We start from the raw sequence: 20118 nt of genomic DNA, 5'->3' as shown, positions 1-20118 counted from the left end.
AGTTATGAACTTTGAAATTATTCCATTTAAATCAGTAGGTTCTTTAGAATTCAATTTGACTAAAGAGCAAGTGAGACAAGTATTAAATACTCAATATGAAACTACAATTGAAGCATTAGAACCTATTATTGAGAGGGATACGTTTGATGAACTGGGACTTTTTGTTTATTATGATGAAAAGGGACTTTTAAAAACAATTTTAATTTTCAATGAAAAAGAAAATAAACTTCTTTTTCAAGGAAAAGATTTAATGAGTATGACTTTTGTCGAAATTATAACTTTTTTCAAGGATTTGGATGAAAATTTTCATCTTGATGAAGATAAAGTAAATTTGATAAGCCCAAAATATGGGTTGCAATTTTACTTTTTTGATATAAATGAATTTTTCTTTGAGAAAGGAAACCTTAGGGAACTGTATAAGTGTAGTTTTAATATCAATGTATTTCGAGATAAAGAGGATCTTTTATTTGATAAATCAAGTTTTTAGTTGAATCAAAATCAAGGCGTTCATTGTGATAGTTGGTTGGGTGTTTGTTTCATTCAAAAAACACCAATGGAGAATGTAAACTGAATTCTGTCTAAGGAAAAAAAAGTTTAAATTTATTATTCACTTAGACAAGAGACAGTAATGATACCAGAAGAACTAGCAGTTTTACAATCCAAGGCGCTTTCCCTCAATGGTGCAAGAGTTCAGCGAAGCGTCTCTTGTACCCAAAACCAGTTCGAAGGGAGATAGCAGAAGTCTTCAAGACTTCGAGGGTTTTATCAGGGCTACCCGGCTGCTTTGTGCGGAAGGGGGGGCAAAACAGTTATTCCTCATCAGTCAGAGATTCCTGGCTGGTATGGGTTACTTTTAAGACTTCCGCCATTGTTTCTGTCCTCTTCCCACTTTCCAAAAACCATTACGAAAATTACAAATTCCCACCCCATTAACAATCAACTAAAATATTAGTTCAACTTCCAGAAAATTCCGCAAATCCCCAAACATATAGGAAGTACTCCAAAAGGGGGAAATCACGAAATAATCTACGGTGCGAAAAAGAAAAAATGGAAAGTGGAATTTTGAAAATTTCTATATAACTTTAAAAAAGACCCCAAAACGGGTCTTTCAACAGTTTAAAAAACCACTTAACATAATTAGGGGTTATCATTCCTTTTGAGTCGTACCAAAATTGCAGATAAATTTATTTCTTGAATGGGCTCATTATTTTTGTTTAAAATTAATCCAATTAACTCAATATTAAACCGTCTTAAATTATTCCTCAGCATATCATTCTCCGTGATTTCGTAACCCAATCTATAAATGTTTTTTAAGGCCACTAATGATGCTTTTTCATTTATTTCTCTAATTTTTAATAATTGGTCCTGTATCCCTTTTTTTAGTTCACTGAGAACACTATCCACTTTTAAAGTGGAATCCATTCTATGGTTTATATTCTTTTGAATAAAAGAACAACAACTACTACTGACAATATAAATTTTTTTTATGCCTTCATACCGAATAAGATAAAGTAGCTCATTACTTATATCACGTTCAAATACAATTCCTAATGCAGTTAAGAAAAAATGTTTCCCTCCATATTGTTCTCGTATTTTCTTTTCCAAAAAACAATCAGGGCAAACAATAAATAGAGTTTCCATTAAATATTAGTTTTGGTTAAAAAATAGTGGGCTTTAATTTTTTATAGCTCTTCCATGTAAATTGCAGTATGCTTAGCGAATCTAAAGAGCTCTTTGGTTTTATTGATTTGCTTTGACCTATCAAAACGATGGATTAAAATTGAATCTCCATTGCTTTCTAAATGATAATCAGGGGTAGTTTGAATATGGTTAATGAATTCATCGGTGAAAAAATCTCGGATACCAAATTCATTTTCTCCCTTCAATAAAAATTTATTGGAAAATTCCGGATGATCATCAAAATCTATATCGTTAAAACCGGCAAATTCTAGTACTTTATCAAACATTTCCTCTTTTTCTAGGGTAAATCGAGGAAGAGAATGCAGGGTTATTTCAGGGGTTAGCAAAATAGTTGGAATTATGGTATCACGAGTATTTGTCGAAATGTTATTCCGTAATACTATTTCAGCATATTCAACTCTTACTCCATCAAAAACACTTGAAATTATATTTTGGGCATAATTTATTTTGACTCCTTTGGTAAAAGCAAATGATTGATATTTCCTCTGAGAAATTGATTTTTGACTTTCATATTTCCAGCCCAATTTTTTGGCTAAATCAGCAAGTTCTTTCTGCCGAGGGGTTATGCTTACCTTACCAGGGATATCAATATGATTTGGTTTTCTGGCTATTTTTGCAGCGGTGGGATGATCAGATACTGGTAATAAATGATCATCATTTACGATTTTGAGTTCTTTCCCCAATTTAGTCCATTCAGTAGCTAGTTCATGAAGATGCTCCTGAACGGTATGGTCAATTATAATAACTTCCTTAAAGTCTAATGTCAGCTTACTTTTTTCCATGTTCTTGGAAATTTCACTTTTTAAGGAGAGATAGTTGGAAAAAATTGCGGAGTGTTTCAAATGAATAATTCCAGCAGTTTTATCTTGATTTTCCTCATAATTGAAATTAGTACGGAATAAATATTTTACTGGAGCTCCATAAATCAGGTGAATGATTAATTTTGTTAAAATTCCTATTGCAATACCTATGATTAAATCAGTGGCAAGAACTGCAACCAGAGTTACGGTAAAAATGGTAAGTTGGGCTTTTCCTATTTCCCATACATGTTTAAATTCAATTGGTGCGGCTAATTTATAACCCACATGTATGAGCATAGCTGCCAAAGCGGCCATTGGAATTTGGCCTATTATAGGTTTACCAAAAAGCAGAAACAACAGTAAGAATCCACCATGGAAAAAGTTGGCCCATTGTGTTTTACCACCATTGGTAATATTTGCAGAACTACGAACAATTTCAGAGATCATGGGTAAACCTCCAATTAAACCAGAAATGGCAGAACCCCCGCCCATAGCGGATAAATCTGTATTCAAATTTGATTTTCTTTTATAAACATCCAACGTATCTACAGCCGAAGCACTCAATAATGATTCAATGCTGGAAACCAGACAAATACTTAATACAGCCACCCAGAATCCTCCCGTACCTATTTTAGAAAAATTGGGAAAGGTAATGCCTTCAATTATTTTATCGGGCAAACTCACCAGGTAATTAGGACCAACATTATAGGTTTGACCTGCTAATTCATATGTATGGTGTTCGAAAAGATTAAAGTAATGGGATAAAGGAATCGTAAATACAATTACCCACATAGGGGCTGGTATCAACGAAATTGCCCTTAATTTTATCCTGGGGTGGATAATTAGGATTAAAATACTTGTTAAGGCAATCACTGCAATATGGGGATTGAGAGTAGCAAAACCATGAGGGATTTCTTTGATTACTTCTAATATCTCCTTTCCTTCTGCTTTTGTACCCAAGGCAACGAAAAGTTGCTTGACCATGATAATGATTCCAATAGCCGCCAACATTCCATGAACAGCCGCTGAAGGAAAAAAATCTCCAAGTTTACCCACTTTTAGCCATCCAAATATAACCTGAATAATTCCGGCAACTACTATAGCAGCCAGGGCATATTGATAGCCTAAAGTAGCATCTCCACCTCCAAGACTTTCCACAGCACTTAAGGTGACTACTATCAAACCGGCAGCTGGGCCACTTATCGTTACAAATGAACCGGTAATTCGGGACATTAACATTCCTCCAACTATTGCCGCAATTAACCCGGCCATAGGAGGAACTCCAGAGGCAATAGCAATCCCTAAACAAAGTGGAAGAGCTATAAGGGAAACCAGAAATCCAGATAGCAGATCATCTTTCCAATGGGCCTTAAGGCCAGCAATTCCTGTAAAAGGGGTATTATTTAATGGTTTATTATTTATTTCCATTTCTTTTTAAATCTATTTTTATATAAAAGATTATGTCAATCGTATTAAGCTGTTAATTCAGGTTTTTCCTGAAAAAACTGGATGTGAGGACCAAGAAAAATCCTTGCATATATTCTTATCACTGAAATCCCGGTGATGATGAAAGTAAGTGCTACTATAAAGGCCAATACCATTTGGTCTTCATGAATGTGGGTAAGAATTATGTCCTCACCGAAAAATGTGCTGGTGATAGGAAATCCAGCCAAACCCAGACTTGAAAGCAAGAATAAAAATGCGATTAGCCTGTACCGGTGCACCAATCCGTGAAATTGGTTTAATCCTATCCCATGATGCTCAAATGCTTTAATTTTATGCAGGCAGCCATAACCCAAAATACCAGAGAAAAAAACACCACTGAGGTAAACAAATGTTTCTTCTGCATTGAATTGATCATTAAAAGTTATAGATAAGTCTATAAAGAAATGAGCTAATGCAATGAGTAACCAGGCAAGTCTTGAACTTGTACGTTCATTAAATGCTTTAACTACCATTAGCAATGCTAAAAAGGCGATACCTACCGCCAGGTAATATCTAATTTCGGGTGAAGCGGGTTGATTGATGTAGGAAAAATAAAAGCCTCCTAAATAAAGAGGAACAAAAAAATACAATAAATTTTTCAGATTAAGGAAGCCTAAAACTTTCCTGGTTTTCTTTAATGGTTTGAAGAAGAAGCGGAAAATAACCGAATCAAGATGCCATTCTTTTAGAGAAAGTAAATAAATTGTATTTCTTAACTTCTGATATGTGTTATTTTTTATCTTTCTAGTGTCAGGGACAAAATTGTAAAACTGTTCTCTGATCAGATAAGTAACCACTGAAGGAGAAATCAATAATTGATACGTTCTGAAAAAAGCATTACCTGCAAAATGAAAAAGGGCCAATTTCTCTAAACCAATTGCTATTTCAAAGAAAATTATTCCAATTTGAGCTGCGGAAGCATAAGCGATTTGACTTTTTATTGTAGGTTGAACTCTTGCTATCAAAGAAGTAATCACTGTTGTGGACAAACCCAAACCTCCTATAAGTACCCGAATCAAGAACTGGTGTTCCCAAAAAGGAAAAGTGCGCATGAGTAGAAAAGCACCAATGTGAACTGATAAGGATCCATAAAATATAGCACTTGAAGGAGTTGGCCCTTCCATTGCTCTAGGTAACCATGCGGAAAAAGGCAATTGTGCGGATTTAGCGGCAGCAGCAATCAGAATCATTAGGGAAATAAAAATTCCTAAACTATAATGAGATGATAATACTTTCTGAACTAACTCATAATTTGTCAATTGTTGAAAGGTAATATTCTCATGCCAAAGATGGTGGCTCATCCAGATCGCAAGCAAGATTCCTACATCTCCTATCCTGTAAATTGTAAATACTTTTACTGCGTTCTTTACAGGCAAATGCCTGTTCCTGTAGAAAGCAATAAGCAAAAAGGAGGAGATGCCAAGGATTTCCCAACCTATAAACAGGGTTTCAAAATTCCCGGACAAAATGGTAATATTAAACCCTAAATAGAAGAATAGGATGGTGGAAAAAAATCTTTTATAACCAGATTCCCGATGTAAATAATAGCGACTATAAATGGTTACTAAAAAAGTTAAAATAGCACCTACTAAAAGATAAATGGCTGATACTTCATCAAAATAAAAGTCGATAAAGAAATCATAATTAGCTGTCTGATAAATCGAAAGGTCCTTAATATTCAGGGCAGGGAACCTCTGTATTGCCCAAATAGGGATAAAAGCCATACAAACCATTAAATTTAATCCAACAGCGGTAAAGGCTACTTTAGAAATCAAAGCTTCTCCTTTATAAGGGATCAATAAACTGGTTATAAAACCCACCAAGGGGATTACAATAAATAAATGAATAGTATTTTCCATAGCTAATTAGGAGGTTTGTATTACAGGGATATTTCCTTGGTTGTTTTCAATGAAAGGAAAGATTTCTGAAATCTGTGGTAATTCTGATTTCAATGGAGAATAAGGATGGAAACTTCCTCCTTTGAAAACCGAAACTTCTCTTGTATCAGGATTTATTACAGCCAAATGGACCCAATTATTGATGAACCATTCATAGGTAGCTTTGTTCCTTTGTATGGTTTTCAAAACAACCTCAGGGTAATGCTCCACTACAAATAATAGTCTAATAGGATCATGCACTTCAACCATTTGACTGGGTAAACCGGGTCTTAAATCTCCATCTACACCATTCGCAACAGCAAACAAACCAATCACATTGTGAGAGAGCTTTGTACCTGCACCAAGCTTAGCATTATCTACGCGTGAAAAATAGTATTCCAAATTAATTCCACCACAAACAGGAGCTGCAGCATTTAGGATCGAAAGCAGATAATTACCTTCAGGGTCTATTCTATAATCGTAAGAATTCATGAAGGGCCTTCTATCCAGAAATAGCTTTTTAGTTAAAGCTCCTCTTCCAACAATACACAAGGCGTTGGTTGCATGATTTAGCTCAGGCCTGGGTTCAAATAAAGAAACCGACCTTTTTTTTACTTTTTCATGGATTTTTTTCAGTGATTTTTTGATATTTATTGTATCAAATCTACGTGCCCTTTCTTTTGCATTAATTTCTAAGGCATCAAGGAATATTGCCCTATTTTTGGTATGCAAGGAGGCATTTGCCGGGGAAAGTAAATCTTCATCATAAAATTCAATTTCATCCCTAGTGGTATCATGCATGCCTCCTAGAAACTGAGTAGTTGTTGGAATTGTAAACCCATTTATTTGCAAAAGAGCTCTTACTCTCGGATGGTTTGCCATATAAGAAAATGCCCTTGCATTTACAGCTCCTGGTCTACCACAACAAGCGCCACAATCATATCCAGCATAATGCGTATTATTAACTGAACTTGCCCCATGTCCTACGATATAAATAATAGGAGCAAAATTATCTACCAGTCCAATACTTTTTAGTGTATTTTCCACTCTTTCCGCCATCTCCTCAATGGAAAACCCCTGCTGAAGTCCACCTTCAGTTGGCTGAGCACTATCCCTTTCCAAACTAAGTTTTGAATGCTTATCCATATGTTGAAAAGAATAAGCAGTGGCAGGACTAATGGATGGCTTAAAAATATTTATGAAAAGTTTAAAGGCAGACCAAAAACCCATTGTTTGCGTAATTAGCCATCCTCGAATAGGAAAGTGGGCATGTTTACTATAGTGAAAATCTTTTTGATGCACACTTTTTCGAGCCACTTCTTTCACTAAATAATTGGGGTTGACTGGCGCTGGACAGGCTTTCGTATAAAATTTACTATTTTCTGGTTGGAAATAAAATTCCACTCCAAAAAAACCAGGAGTTGCAAAGGTTTCACTATTTGGGTCCGTTCTCTCGATATTTCTTCTAAAAGAATATTCCCGGTCATCAATACAAAACAGGGCTTGGAAACTTTTTTCCTTTGGTTTTTCTTGAATGGTTTGGGCCCGAACTCCGGCTAAAACCTCATCATAATAGGTCCACTCAAAAGCATCCTGCCAAAGCTCTAAAACTTCACTCAGCTCTGTAGATACTATTGTGGAAAATAATTCATCTGGCTTTTCTTCAATTTTATATCCCAATGGTTCCCAGTTTTCTCCCAATTTTTGATCTAAGGCATCTATTTCCAATAATAATTCAAACAGAATAAAATCCTTTAGGGAAACAATTTTAGGGTCGAGTAAAGAGTTTGGATTGTGCTCTATGTTATTAACCATTCCAGACCAGCCTGGATGGGCAAATTGTTGGTCAAATAGATATTGTTCAAAAAGGGATTCATCTCCTATTAATATTTTTAAAAGAGAAGAAATAGTAGTATCAGAATCTAATAAAAGGGTTTTTGCCCGCCTGGTTTTAAAAAGGCTTGAGTAAGCATTTTTTTCTAATTCAATAAGAGCTTCAAGAAATCCATCTTCTAATCCGGTTAATGGAAATTTTCTTATGGCTATACCCTGATCTAAATAACTACTTATTATTCTGAACAAAAACGGATGGACTATTTTATTCAAATTTATTTTATAAAAAGCTTTCCAGTTTTCCCGCAATTGCCCTATTCGTGAGGAAACCACATTATTATAGTCTCTTTCCAAAAGACTGTTTTTCCAATATCTAAATTTTGCACGACCTTTTTTGTCTAGAATTTTTTGATCCAGAATAGCTTCACTAATTTGGCCCTTTTGAAACAAGGTTCTAAATTCCTCCAGGGATAATGTAACCCTATAACCAAATATGGTGGATGCTTTTTTTAAAGCTTCAAAAAAGGGTAATTTTTGAAATGCATGCAAAGTATTATGATGGACAAAATCTTTTAAGACCGCCTGGGCTGGCAAGTAATTCCGCAGTCTTTGGATAGATTCCTGTTCATCAAATGAAATGGTATTTGATTCCATTTTACCTGATTTTATAATTTATAAGAAATTTTGATATACCTGCAATGGTTGAGGTATTCACTAACTCTTAGTGCTGTATTAAATGGCCAACACCTATTGCCTCCCATGATGGTTGGCAAGAAGAATTAGGATATGTGCTCAAATTAGATAATCCTTCCAGGAATGGAATAATACATAGAGGGGTATTAAGGTCTTTCTATTTTTAAAATGAGAAATACAGACCCTAGAAATATTAAATGTATCTCCAATTTTATTTGGAGAAAAATTATTTTGATGATAATCGTTTAGATCATTTTTCTCTTTTGTATTTTCTTTAGTCTCCTCATCACTATCTTCTTCTGGTTTATTTTCACTGAAAGGTAAGTTATCCCCTTTGGGGTCTTTTTTTTGATGGTCACTTGATGCACTTATCTTAGTGATTTCTACAAGATCTTTTTGATAATCAAGTGACGAATTTAGGAATGAAGATAAAGATTCTAAATGGCTAACATTAAATAAAATTAACAACAATACAGCTGTTACTTGTATTTTATTAATTAAAAAGGAAAACTTATTTTCTGTTACCATTTTGAGGTAGGCATTTTAAATTATGCAGCCAAAAATTACGCAATTTTATTTGATTAATATTTAATCAACAAGAAAATAAAGAAATTATTTTTCATACATGAAATACTAGTCTAACAAATATTTAAAAGATCAGGGATATACTTGGTTAAAATTTTTCATATAAAAGTATTTTTATCTTCCCCCTATAATCTTTTTTGCTTTCCCGAAACACCATATTCAATATATTGATGGTTAAAATCTATTGGAAAAACCCTTTAGACCATCCATCTGCAATTCAATGTTTTATTGCTTTGATAGAAACCCTATTGTAAATACCCACAGTATCCTGCATAAGTTTATTTTAGTTATCTCAAAACCTGGTTAGTTTTAGGATAGTAAAGCAGGAATCGGGGTCAAGATTTTGTAAAAAATTAATTAGCTTTAAAGAAATGCTCAAAACGGGCAATTGACCTTCAAGAAAATTTAGTTAACATAATTAGGGGTTATCATTCCTTTTGAGTCGTGCCGGAGGTGAAATGAAAAAAGTGGACATTTGTCCACCCCTTTCAATTGCTCAATTATTTTAAATTGCGAATGACATTCTATAAACGAATTAAAAAATCCCTATTGTAATGAAAATAAAAAACCACATCCTGAATGGATGTGGTCCTATCAAAAAAATAGGTGTTAATTACAATTGATTAATATATATAATAAGTGAACAAAGGAGTGTGTAACATATAGAGGTCTAAATATAAATACAATTTCAAGAAATAAAAAAGGGTTCAGAAAGAATCTGAACCCTTAAAATGAATTTGTAAACTTTTAAATCACCTTTGACATAAGTTAAGGTTATTTTAGTTTGAAAATAAGGAAAAACACCTAATATTCATTCTTTTTTCAATCAAAAACCTATAAATAATCTTTCAGCGCTAACGATGTGAATTAGCTTAATTGAGAAGAAATGTGGCATATTGCTCAAGGTTCCTATCATTAATTAAATGGAAATAATTTATTTTATTAGATCATCAAGAATTGTTTATTTTTTTATTTCAATTAATTTTATAGATCTATTCTGCAAATCATCATTTCTTAAATAACAATTTTATACTGTTGGGAATATTAGCTTTATTTTTCTAAGGTTTTTCCGATTGAAGTAAACTGTAACAACCAACTCCCCTTTTCAATCTTTACCTAGCAGCAAATTTGTGATGATGATATGGTGAAAGATGCTCAAATCTAAATTAAGAAGTGATTTGCCGACAAGATTTCATTTGAGGATTTGGTAAATGATCATGCTGTTTGCAGATGTAACTTTGCCCATAGGTTTATCAAAGTTCCAGGTATTACTCCTTTGGAACACCCTCCAACGGATAATGGTAGAATTTACAGAAAATGTCCTAAAAATGATTAGAAATTATATTAATGAAACATGCCATGGTGCAAATTGAAAAAATCTATCCTCTTTTAGGGAGGTATTCCAATACCTTGAGCATACTACTATTGTTTACCTTCCCTTCCAGTTGCTTAGCAAAAAATTCAAAAAGGCTTGAACAAACAAACAAATCTTTGGTTAGTAGAAAATAAGTTTAAAGAAATACTCAATAAGGACAGTCTATTTTAATAATTCCGTATTTTCTGCAAATCCAGGCTATGCTATTGGAGCTTTAAAATGAGAATTTTCTAATTCAAATAATTTCTCAATATGAATCAATACATCGAGTCCCAATTCAGAAACAGGGTATTTGAATACCCATATTTTATTTAATCTACGAAGAGAATTTGAACAATTATCATGGATAAAAAATATAATGTATTATATGTAGATGATGAATTAGGAAACATACAAAGCTTTAAAGGGATATTTCGATTTACCTATAGTGTTTTCACTTCTCAAAGTGCAAAAGAAGGACTGGAGTTGCTGGAAAATAATAATATCCATGTGGTGATTACGGATCAGCGAATGCCAGATATGACTGGATTAAAATTTTTGGAAGAAGCTATCAAGATTAATCCTGAATGCATTCGAATAATAGTTACTGGCTTTAATGATATTAACGTGGTGATGGATGCNNTAAATAAGTGTGGTATTTACCGGTACATTTCTAAGCCCTGGAATGTGGAGGAACTTAAAATAATTCTAAAACAAGCCACAGAATTATACAAACTGCGACAAAGTAATGCGCATTTAATTGAAGAACTTCAACAGGTAAATTCATCTTTGGAAGTTAAAGTTGCTGAACAAATAGAAAAAGTAACTTCACAGCATAAAGTGCAAATAATGAGGGAAGATAAATACAAACTGATCGCGGATAATTCTACTGATATAATCTGTTTGCACCATATTGACAGCACGCTATCTTTTATTTCTCCTTCTGTGAAGGATGTTTTGGGATATAATGCTGCAGAAATTATCAAAACTTCCCCAATAGATTTCTTCTTTGAACCTGATCGTATCAAGTTTAAAAAACAATTAGTGCACTTCAGAAATAACAATTTTAAATCTTTTACAGCCGAATATCGGGTGAAAAAAGCAAATGGGCGTTTAATCTGGTTAGAATTCAATATTTCAGCCTTATTTTCCAATGAGAAAAAACTGAAGGGCTTTCAGAGCTCATCCAGAGATGTTACCAATCGAAAAAAAGCAGAAGAAAAATTTCGAAAATCCTATCAAAAAGAGAAGGAATTGAATGATTTAAAATCCAGGTTTGTAAGTATTGCCTCACATCAATTCAGAACGCCCTTGACATCGATTCAGACCAATATGGATTTGATCTACTTAAGATTGGATAATGAGGAACCAGCGTTTAAGGATAAGTATTCAAAATATTTGGATCGTATGACCGAGGAGGTAAATAGATTAACAGATTTAGTAAATGATGTCTTAATTCTTGGGAAAATCCAAAATGGAAAAGTAGCCGTATCAAAACAATTTATTGATTTGGTGATTTTGGGAGAAGGGTTAGCATCTAAATATAACGAAATCCATTTGCATTCTGGGCGGAAATTAATTTTTACGGTGGTCAATAAGCCCTACCTGGTATTGTTGGACTTCAAATTAATTCACATTGCTATTTCGAATTTTATCAATAATGCTTTTAAATATTCTGCCACGAAAGGTGATCCGGAGCTTACTATTGTATTTAAAAAGAACCTTTTCCAGATAATTGTAAAAGATTATGGTATAGGAATTCCAGAAGATGAATTTGATAAATTATTTAATCCGTTTTTCAGGGCTACAAATGCGGAAAATATAGCAGGAACAGGCTTGGGACTTACTATTTCAAAAGAGTTTATTGAGTTATCAGGGGGGATCATAACCATAAAAAGTCAAATAAATATTAGTACAGAAGTAATTGTAACTTTTTATAAATAGTTTAAATATAAGTGGTATTATTTTAATTACCCTAAAAAATTTTATTGCCGTATATCATAGAATATTAACATAAAGCCACCTTTAATAGTATATCTAAATAAATTCAACCCGCGAAAAGGACATTTCACATAATTCTCGGCTTCAGGTGCAATTTTCCGTTTTATATTTATCAATATTAGCTAAGTAGTTTAATCAAGATAATCAGAACTTAGTATTTCTCTCATTTATAATTTTTTAATACAATAATGGAAGATATGTTAATACATAGTTAATAGCAATTATCTCCATGTAAAATCAAAGAAACCATTTCACCCTTGCATAAAATCTCATTTTTTATCATGGCTACAAAAACCCTTATAATAGTAAGTTGGTTTTTTTGTTCACTTAACCTGTATGGGCAGAAAATACTGACTTTTGATCAAAACAGGGAAATGGTTTCAGATATTTCTCCATTCCTTTTGGTATTTGAAGACATCAATGAAAGCTTTGTAAGTCTTGAAATCATCTCAGATACATTTCAACAGAATTTTAAACCGTATACCGATTTTAAAAAATCCATTGATCCAAATTCATGTTATTGGATAAAACTGGTTTGCCAGAATAAATCCAACCATTCTCAAGAATTTTTAATTACAGTTAATAAAAATAGTTTTGTAACATTATACCAACAAAAACCAAACGACAACTACTCAATAAAATATGCAGGTGAATTTGTGAAAGAATCTTTAAAGGAAGCTAAAGGACTGAGGAAGGATTGTATTTTTAAAATTTTAATTGAACCAAAGCAGACTAATAGTTTATTTTTTAAAATAAAAAGTATAACAGGCTTTAAACCCAATATCCTTCCTAAATTGGTTCAGGAAAAATCTTGGAGGGATAGAACTAATTTAATTTTCATTAAACAAAGCTTTTTTCATGGGGTCTTATGGATAATTTTTTTGTTAAGTTTTTTAATCTTTTTAGTTACAAAAGACAAAACTTACCTTTTTTATGCATTGTATGTTGTATCTGGTTCCTTATATTACCTTTGGAGTTTTGGATTAACTCAATTATTAATATTTCCAGATTATCCTTATATTAATAGTTATCTGTGGAGTGTTTTATTACTTGGTACCTGTTTCTATTTTTTATTCTTTAGAGCTTTTCTTGAAACAAATTTATCCATTCCATTTTGGGATAAGATATTAAAAGGTTCTATTTTACTCAGCCTTCTTACCTTTATAGTTGTAATAATCTTACAAAAACTATTATCACAGGCTTATTACCCTATCACAATTGCAAATATTGTAGTATCATGCCAGCTAATATTAGGCTTTTCAATGTTGGCTGTGGTTCCCAAACAAGTTAAGACTTTAAGATTTGCACTGGCAGGAAATGTTGCCTTGGCATTGGGAAGTATTGCTTCTATTATATTACATTTCCTTAGCCTGGAAGAATATGCAAATTTGGCTCAAATTGGTGTTTTGATTGAAATGGTAGTTTTTTCTTTAGGATTAGGCTATAAAATCAAATTAAATGAAGAAAAGAAACGTAAAACACAAATTGCTCTCATTCACCAACTAGAAAAAAATAAAGTATTACAGAAAAAAACAAATGAACATCTGGAAGAAACTGTAAGACAACGTACAGAAGAAATTCATAACATGAATCAAAATCTTGAGAAAATTGTTTCCCAAAGAACTGCTGAATTAGACTTGTTCCTCTACAGAACTTCTCATGATTTAAAAGGACCTTTAGCAAGAATTGAAGGGCTAATACAACTGGCCAATATGGAAAATAATAATTCTGTAAGAGACTATTTGGCGGAGTTTAATAACACCATTAAAGAGATGGGAAAAACACTTGAAAAACTTTTAGCAATTAGTACCATTAATAATTTTAATAATATAGATCGGAGATTCCCAATTGAAGAACTAGAAAAGTATATTCTGGAAACATTTAAGGATCAAACTGGAATTATCAATTTTGATTATGAGAGAGGAACAACTATATTTTCTAATCCAGTTCTTATTGAATTAATTCTTAAATCCTTAGTTGAAAATGCTTTTGTCTTCCGATTAAATACTCCCATAATTCATATCACTTTTCAATTAAAAAAACCAGATCAATTTATCATTAAAATTTTGGACAATGGAATAGGAATAGAAGCAAAATACTTTGCCAATATTTTTGATATGTTTTTTATTGGCTCTTTAAAATCAGAAGGCAACGGTCTTGGGCTATATATAGTAAATCAAGCTGTAAAAAAATTGAATGGCAAAGTCAAAGTAAAAAGCATTTTGGAAAAGGGAACTACCTTTATTGTTATTCTACCGATTGGAAATTAAATTAAAGTCTAAAATACAACTTTTCTGGTTGATAATTGTATGATTTATTATTAAAGATTATTTCACTTTCCGTAGGTTATATTCTTTGAGATGGTTACAGTTCCTTAACATAGCTAAACAACTCTCCACTCTATTTTTTTTGTATTATGATCGATGCTTTTGTTGAAACATGCTTTGATTTATTGGGAAAAGGTCGTGTATCCTTTTGCGGTCTAAGTGTTTAAAGTTTCGTATTTTTACTTCTGGACTGGGGATTATCTTTTAAAGGTGGACTTCCACGTCCATTTAGAAAGAGCGTTAGCGACAAGTCAATCGAATTTTATACCAAGACATCTTAACAGATTTAGAAATAATGTTTGACTTTTTTATCAAATACCTGCAAGACAAAATCTCACTTTCTAAAGAAGAAATTGAGATGATCCATGATGTTGCGATAGAAAAAAAGCTTCGCAGAAAACAATACCTTTTACAGCAAGGTGATATATGGAAATATAATGTTTTTGTGAGTAGTGGTTTGTTAAAAACGTTTTCCATTGACAATGAAGGTAAGGAACACATTATGAACTTATCGCCCGAAAATTATTGGACAGGTGACAGGGCAAGTTTAATGACTGGTAAACCTACACAATTCAATATTGACGCTATTGAAAACTCTGAAATCATACTCATAGAAAAAACAAATTTTGAAAATCTTTGTAAAAAAATACCGCAACTCAACGATTTGGTAAATGCTATTCTACAAAAAAGTTTTATTGTTTCGCAAGACCGTATACATTCTCAAATCAGTCTTTCTGCCGAAGAAAAATATCAGGACTTCTTAAAGAAATTCCCAACAATTACCAACCGAATTCCTCAACACATGATTGCTTCATACATTGGTATTACCCCCGAAACATTAACACGTATACGAAGAAATGCAACCAAAAAGTAAAAGTATTATTCAAAACCGTTGACATTTGTTTGCTTTTTTTTCAAGCATTTGTCAATGAAAAATAGCCTCTCGTAATAGCAACTTTGCTTCATCTAAAAACAATTTAAAATTTTAAAAGATGAACAAAACAATTTTCATTACAGGTACGAGCACAGGGTTTGGTAAACTTACCACAATAACGCTTGCAAATGCTGGCTACACCGTAATTGCGGGAATGCGTGGCACAACAGGTAAAAATGAAACAGTAGCTAAAGAACTTGCTGTATTGCCTAATGTAGAAGTAGTAGAAATAGATGTAATTGATGATGCATCAGTTAATAATGCTTTCAAAAAAACATTAGCAAAACACGGAAAAATTGATGTGTTGGTCAATAACGCAGGTGTATCTGGATTTGGTTTACTAGAAGCTTATTCCATAGAACAAATCAAAAAAATGTTTGAAGTGAATTTCTATGGAGTTATCAGGACTTATCAAGCCGTATTACCAAGTATGCGGAAAGCAAAATCCGGTTTAATTATTAATCTTACCTCTGGAGCAAGTGGGCATACACTCCCATTTATGATTCCATATCTGGCCTCTAAATTCGGTGTGGAAAGTATTGCAGAAGGCTTGCAGGCAGAACTGGCTCAATTTAATATTGAAAATGTAACGATACAACCAGGTGTATATCCTACCGAAATGAATAATGGCAGCAAGTCTGGTACTGGTGCTGACAAAGCCAGTATTGCAGCAGCATATGACCCAATAGCTACTGACATGTTTAATGCCATTGGTGCTGGATTATTTGGGAAAATGCAGGAGTTTGACATGAATCCACAAACCATTGCTGATGGTATTTTGAAGTTAGTAGAGATGGAAAAAGGTACTAGACCACTGCGCTTTCCTCTTGATGCAATTGCACAAGGTACTGACATTGAATTCATCAACGCTAGAGCAGAAATAAAAGAAAAATGGCTGGCTAACTATAGCAATTAAATCATTATTCAAGGGTGTTTGAACGAATAATAAACATCCTTGAATTTATTCTATCATCAAAAAATAATTTTAAGAATGCAGAAGAACTCTTCAATGAACATATAAACAATATTGGAAATCCCAAGTATTTAGCTTTCATTCTCGCAGCGGATGGCACTATTGAGCTACTTTATATGACATCAATGGGGAAAGGTTGGAGAACCGAAGTAAAAGAAAATATACAAAAAATGTTAACTGATCTGCGAGAATGGGCTCCCAAGTTTAGATTCCTAAACGTAAAAACATCTATTAGTAACTCCAAATCAGGTTTTTGCAGAGTTTGAAGTAAATATTATGATTGGCAAACCTTATAAACAATTGTATATGGGGAGGTTAGTTACAGAAAATGGTAGAATAAAATTGGTGAGAGCAGGAATGGACTTGGTATCCTTGCAAAAAATGTTCGACACTTAATGATGTGTCTGGTTAAATAGTGAAAATTTATACAAATCAACTTTGGACTTTTCAATAAAGTGGCCCAAAGCCTTTATAGCTAATTTTGTAGTATACAAATGATACTCAATGGAAAATAAAGAAACAGTATTAGTTACAGGCGGAACAGGTTTTGTAGGCATTCACCTAATATTACAACTATTACAAAATGGCTATAGAGTAAAAACCACCATTCGCAACATCAACCGAAAAGAAGAAATCTTTAATATGTTGAAAAATGCTGGTTTTACTTCTCTTAATAGCTTTCTAGATTATAATCTAGTATTCATAGAAGCTGACTTAAACAAAGACGATAATTGGGATGAAGCGGTGAAAAATTGCCTCTATGTATTGCATGTTGCATCACCTTTTCCCCAAGCCGAGCCAAAAGACGAAAAAGAATTGATAATTCCTGCAAAGGAAGGCACATTGAGAGTCTTGAAAGCTGCAAAAAATGCAGGTGTAAAACGTGTGGTAATGACTTCTTCTTTTGGAGCTGTCGGGTATAGCATCAATCCTACAAATTATATATTCACCGAAAACGATTGGACTAACCCAGATGAAAAAAATGCAGCCTATATAAAATCTAAAACAATAGCCGAACTTGCCGCTTGGGACTATATAAAACAAAATGGTGGAGATTTAGAACTTACAGTTATCAATCCTGTCGGAATTTTTGGGCCAGTTTTGAGCAATAATTTTTCAAGCTCTGTCCAATTGATTGCAAAACTTTTAACAGGAAAGATGCCAGCCATTCCAAAACTTCATTTCAGTGTTGTTGATGTAAGAGATATTGCCGTTCTCCATATCAAAGCAATGACAAGCTCCAAAGCCAATGGGCACCGTTTTTTGGCTGCCTCTGATGGTACCACTTCCTTACCAGAAATAGCGGAGTTGCTTCGTTCAAAACCAAACAAATTTGGCAGTAAAGTTTCAAGTAAAGTTTTACCCAATTGGCTTGTAAAGGTTATTTCTGTCTTCAAACCCGAATTAAAATCCATTTCAAAACAAGTAGGAATTGTAAAAATTTTGTCAAATGAAAAAGCTAAAAAACTATTGAATTGGCAACCTCAAAATTGGAAAACAACAATCATGGATACTGCGGATAGTTTAATGATTATTAATGAATATCAAAAAAATTAAAATGAAAAATATCAAGCATATTAAAAAAAAATGGTCGCTGAGAAAAAAAATCATAATAACATTAAGTATACCTCTAATATTATTTTTGTTTTTTTACTTCAGTATAATCTTATTATTTGTGAGTAAAGATACGTCAAAGGATACACCATTATATGTTGGTGAAATCATATCTGACACTTTGCAACAACCACTTATAAACAATTTTGGTCACAGTACCACTGCTATGGAGGTAGTTGAAGGGATTGACTTGTCAGGTAAAATTATTGTGATGACTGGTGGCCATACTGGTACAGGACTACAAGCTACAAAAGCTTTTATAAGTAAAGGAGCCACAGTGGTAGCCCTTACGCCAGATGTAGAATTGGCAAAAAATAACCTGGATGGACTTCCTAATGTAGAAATTGAATATTTGAATCTTTTGGATATTAAATCCATTGATGCCTTTGTAATCAAATTCCTAAATTCCAATAGACCTATTCATACTTTAATCAACAGTGCTGGTCTTTTTAGTTCTCCACTACACAAAGATGAAAGGGGTTATGAAAAAATATTTGCTGTAAACGTTTTAGGTCACTATGAACTTTCGCTAAAATTATTGCCTGCACTAAAAAAAGCCAACGGTTCAAGAATAATCAATTTATCCTCCAGAGGACATAGGCTGACAGACATCAACTTTGAGGACATTAATTTTGAATATACCAAATACGACAATTTCTTAGCCTATTGCCAAAGTAAAACAGCGGTATCTCTAGTGTCAGTAAAACAAGATGAGTTATTCAAAAAGTATAATATTCGTTCGTTTTCCGTTCACCCAGGAGCTGTACCTTCTTCTGATTTGTTCACTACGACTTTTAAATCATATGCTTCAATATTTCAAGTTTGTATGGCAGATATGGCAGCCAAAAGCCTAAGAGTTTTTTATGGCACGGAATTATTGAACTATCTGAGAAAACCAAAAAATGAAGGAGACATATACAAAACAGTGCAACAAGGTGGTGCTACCACAGTTTGGGCAGCTGTTGATCCACAGTTAAATGGTAAAGGGGGACAATATTTAGAAGATTGTAACATTGCGCAAATGGTGCCTAATGGTAGTGATGCTCCATTTGGAGTAAGACCTTGGGCACTTAATAAACAATCTGCAAACCAGATATGGGAAATTTGTGAGAAGATGACTGGTGTTTATTTTGAATAATAATCTGCAATAAATTTGATTATCTTATGGAAATGAACTCTTGTTATCTAGGTCCTAAAATATCGCCCGAACAGTTTATACCTGAACACATGTTTTTGTATTTGGTAAAGGGAAATATGAATGGTTATGATGGAAATTTGCACTACACCATAAAAGCTGGGCAATACTGCCTTATTCGGAAAAACCAATTGGCTCGTTACAATAAGGTTAAAGGTAGCGATGGTTTTGAAAAAATAGCCATTCTTTTTGATGAAAGTTTCCTTAAAAACTATCAGGAAAAGCACTTAATCCATATGCATAATTTCAACATATCAGAAACATTTTTGTTACTTAATCCAATAGAAAAAGTACCAAAATTTATAAACTCACTAAAACCCTATTACAAAGGCGAAGGTAGAATTGATGCTAAAATGGTGGATGTAAAACGGGAAGAATTGCTACACATTTTGTTACAATCCCTACCCGAATTAGCTAATCTATTTTTTAATTATGGAAATCCATACAAAATAAACTTAGAGGAGTTTATGAATCGGAATTATAAATTCAATGTAAATTTGGAACGTTTCGCTTTTCTATCAGGAAGAAGTTTATCTGCATTTAAACGAGATTTTAAGTCCATATTCAATGAAACTCCAAGTAGATGGTTAACCACGAAACGTCTGAAAGAAGCACATTTTCTCATTGATAAAAAGAATAAAAAGCCGTCTGAAATTTACCTTGATTTAGGTTTTGAAGATTTGTCACACTTTTCTTATGCTTTCAAAAAGAAATTTGGTTTTACACCTTCAGAATTAGGCAGATGA

The 20118-nt window shown here is 33.1% G+C and carries 15 protein-coding genes; 10 read left to right on the top strand and 5 right to left on the bottom strand.

All coding sequences use genetic code 11. The features are described 5' to 3' along the window. Window positions 1–4: 4 nt before the first annotated feature. Window positions 5–487, top strand: coding sequence for a hypothetical protein (locus A3EM_RS0126335; protein ID WP_020531240.1), 483 nt, complete (start codon window positions 5–7; stop codon window positions 485–487). A 190-nt stretch (window positions 488–677) separates the two neighbouring features. After that, window positions 678–857, top strand: a complete 180-nt coding sequence (locus tag A3EM_RS47730; RefSeq protein WP_157638096.1) for a hypothetical protein — start codon at window positions 678–680, stop codon at window positions 855–857. 280 nt (window positions 858–1137) lie between these two features. Here A3EM_RS47730 and A3EM_RS0126325 read toward each other — a convergent pair whose 3' ends face one another. The 5 genes from A3EM_RS0126325 to A3EM_RS0126305 form a co-directional block, all read right to left on the bottom strand. Continuing rightward, the gene (locus A3EM_RS0126325; RefSeq protein WP_020531238.1) at window positions 1138–1641 is read right to left on the bottom strand and encodes a hypothetical protein; all 504 of its coding nucleotides are present in this window, start codon (window positions 1639–1641) and stop codon (window positions 1138–1140) included. A gap of 41 nt (window positions 1642–1682) precedes the next feature. Then, window positions 1683–3929, bottom strand: coding sequence for a SulP family inorganic anion transporter (locus A3EM_RS43750; RefSeq protein WP_020531237.1), 2247 nt, complete (start codon window positions 3927–3929; stop codon window positions 1683–1685). Between the two features lie 44 nt (window positions 3930–3973). Next, window positions 3974–5845, bottom strand: coding sequence for a proton-conducting transporter transmembrane domain-containing protein (locus A3EM_RS0126315; RefSeq protein WP_020531236.1), 1872 nt, complete (start codon window positions 5843–5845; stop codon window positions 3974–3976). 6 nt (window positions 5846–5851) lie between these two features. Continuing rightward, the gene (locus tag A3EM_RS0126310; protein ID WP_020531235.1) at window positions 5852–8350 is read right to left on the bottom strand and encodes a YbcC family protein; all 2499 of its coding nucleotides are present in this window, start codon (window positions 8348–8350) and stop codon (window positions 5852–5854) included. A gap of 138 nt (window positions 8351–8488) precedes the next feature. Beyond that, entirely contained in the window at window positions 8489–8917 is a 429-nt protein-coding gene (locus A3EM_RS0126305; protein WP_020531234.1) for a hypothetical protein, read from the bottom strand. A gap of 1774 nt (window positions 8918–10691) precedes the next feature. On the opposite strand from A3EM_RS0126305, the gene A3EM_RS0126295 reads away from it, so the two are divergent. The 8 genes from A3EM_RS0126295 to A3EM_RS0126260 all read left to right on the top strand — a co-directional run bounded on the left by A3EM_RS0126295 (window position 10692) and on the right by A3EM_RS0126260 (window position 20118). Further along, window positions 10692–12272: a hybrid sensor histidine kinase/response regulator gene (locus A3EM_RS0126295; RefSeq protein ID WP_020531232.1), complete on the top strand. Its 1581-nt coding sequence runs from the start codon at window positions 10692–10694 to the stop codon at window positions 12270–12272. A 338-nt stretch (window positions 12273–12610) separates the two neighbouring features. Then, window positions 12611–14599 (top strand): sensor histidine kinase, encoded by a 1989-nt coding sequence (locus A3EM_RS0126290; RefSeq protein WP_020531231.1) that lies wholly within the window; start codon window positions 12611–12613, stop codon window positions 14597–14599. Window positions 14600–14951: 352 nt separating this feature from the next. Next, window positions 14952–15530 carry a Crp/Fnr family transcriptional regulator gene (locus A3EM_RS0126285; RefSeq protein ID WP_020531230.1) on the top strand — a complete coding sequence of 193 codons (579 nt, stop codon included), beginning with the start codon at window positions 14952–14954 and terminating at the stop codon, window positions 15528–15530. A 118-nt stretch (window positions 15531–15648) separates the two neighbouring features. Continuing rightward, complete coding sequence (locus A3EM_RS0126280) at window positions 15649–16506, top strand: SDR family oxidoreductase (RefSeq protein WP_020531229.1); 858 nt, start codon at window positions 15649–15651, stop codon at window positions 16504–16506. A gap of 14 nt (window positions 16507–16520) precedes the next feature. Then, complete coding sequence (locus tag A3EM_RS0126275) at window positions 16521–16829, top strand: hypothetical protein (RefSeq protein WP_026210609.1); 309 nt, start codon at window positions 16521–16523, stop codon at window positions 16827–16829. A gap of 238 nt (window positions 16830–17067) precedes the next feature. Continuing rightward, entirely contained in the window at window positions 17068–18120 is a 1053-nt protein-coding gene (locus A3EM_RS0126270) for an SDR family oxidoreductase (RefSeq protein ID WP_020531228.1), read from the top strand. A 1-nt stretch (window position 18121) separates the two neighbouring features. Continuing rightward, window positions 18122–19315: an SDR family NAD(P)-dependent oxidoreductase gene (locus A3EM_RS0126265; protein ID WP_157638095.1), complete on the top strand. Its 1194-nt coding sequence runs from the start codon at window positions 18122–18124 to the stop codon at window positions 19313–19315. A 32-nt stretch (window positions 19316–19347) separates the two neighbouring features. Further along, window positions 19348–20118, top strand: a complete 771-nt coding sequence (locus A3EM_RS0126260; RefSeq protein ID WP_245576556.1) for a helix-turn-helix domain-containing protein — start codon at window positions 19348–19350, stop codon at window positions 20116–20118.

The organism is Flexithrix dorotheae DSM 6795 (assembly GCF_000379765.1).
In the GTDB taxonomy this organism is placed as follows: domain Bacteria; phylum Bacteroidota; class Bacteroidia; order Cytophagales; family Flammeovirgaceae; genus Flexithrix; species Flexithrix dorotheae.
The sequence above is the reverse complement of the archived record's forward strand: the minus strand, read 5'-3'. Positions and strand labels throughout refer to the sequence as shown.

Bases quoted from the DNA above. Each gene is read 5' to 3' on its own strand.
- A3EM_RS0126310 (WP_020531235.1), bottom strand. From the start codon at position 8,350: ATGGAATCAAATACCATTTCATTTGATGAACAGGAATCTATCCAAAGA.
- A3EM_RS0126325 (WP_020531238.1), bottom strand. From the start codon at position 1,641: ATGGAAACTCTATTTATTGTTTGCCCTGATTGTTTTTTGGAAAAGAAA.
- A3EM_RS0126290 (WP_020531231.1), top strand. From the start codon at position 12,611: ATGGCTACAAAAACCCTTATAATAGTAAGTTGGTTTTTTTGTTCACTT.
- A3EM_RS43750 (WP_020531237.1), bottom strand. From the start codon at position 3,929: ATGGAAATAAATAATAAACCATTAAATAATACCCCTTTTACAGGAATT.
- A3EM_RS0126285 (WP_020531230.1), top strand. From the start codon at position 14,952: ATGTTTGACTTTTTTATCAAATACCTGCAAGACAAAATCTCACTTTCT.
- A3EM_RS0126315 (WP_020531236.1), bottom strand. From the start codon at position 5,845: ATGGAAAATACTATTCATTTATTTATTGTAATCCCCTTGGTGGGTTTT.
- A3EM_RS0126270 (WP_020531228.1), top strand. From the start codon at position 17,068: ATGGAAAATAAAGAAACAGTATTAGTTACAGGCGGAACAGGTTTTGTA.
- A3EM_RS0126260 (WP_245576556.1), top strand. From the start codon at position 19,348: ATGAACTCTTGTTATCTAGGTCCTAAAATATCGCCCGAACAGTTTATA.
- A3EM_RS0126305 (WP_020531234.1), bottom strand. From the start codon at position 8,917: ATGGTAACAGAAAATAAGTTTTCCTTTTTAATTAATAAAATACAAGTA.
- A3EM_RS0126265 (WP_157638095.1), top strand. From the start codon at position 18,122: ATGAAAAATATCAAGCATATTAAAAAAAAATGGTCGCTGAGAAAAAAA.
- A3EM_RS0126280 (WP_020531229.1), top strand. From the start codon at position 15,649: ATGAACAAAACAATTTTCATTACAGGTACGAGCACAGGGTTTGGTAAA.
- A3EM_RS47730 (WP_157638096.1), top strand. From the start codon at position 678: ATGGTGCAAGAGTTCAGCGAAGCGTCTCTTGTACCCAAAACCAGTTCG.
- A3EM_RS0126335 (WP_020531240.1), top strand. From the start codon at position 5: ATGAACTTTGAAATTATTCCATTTAAATCAGTAGGTTCTTTAGAATTC.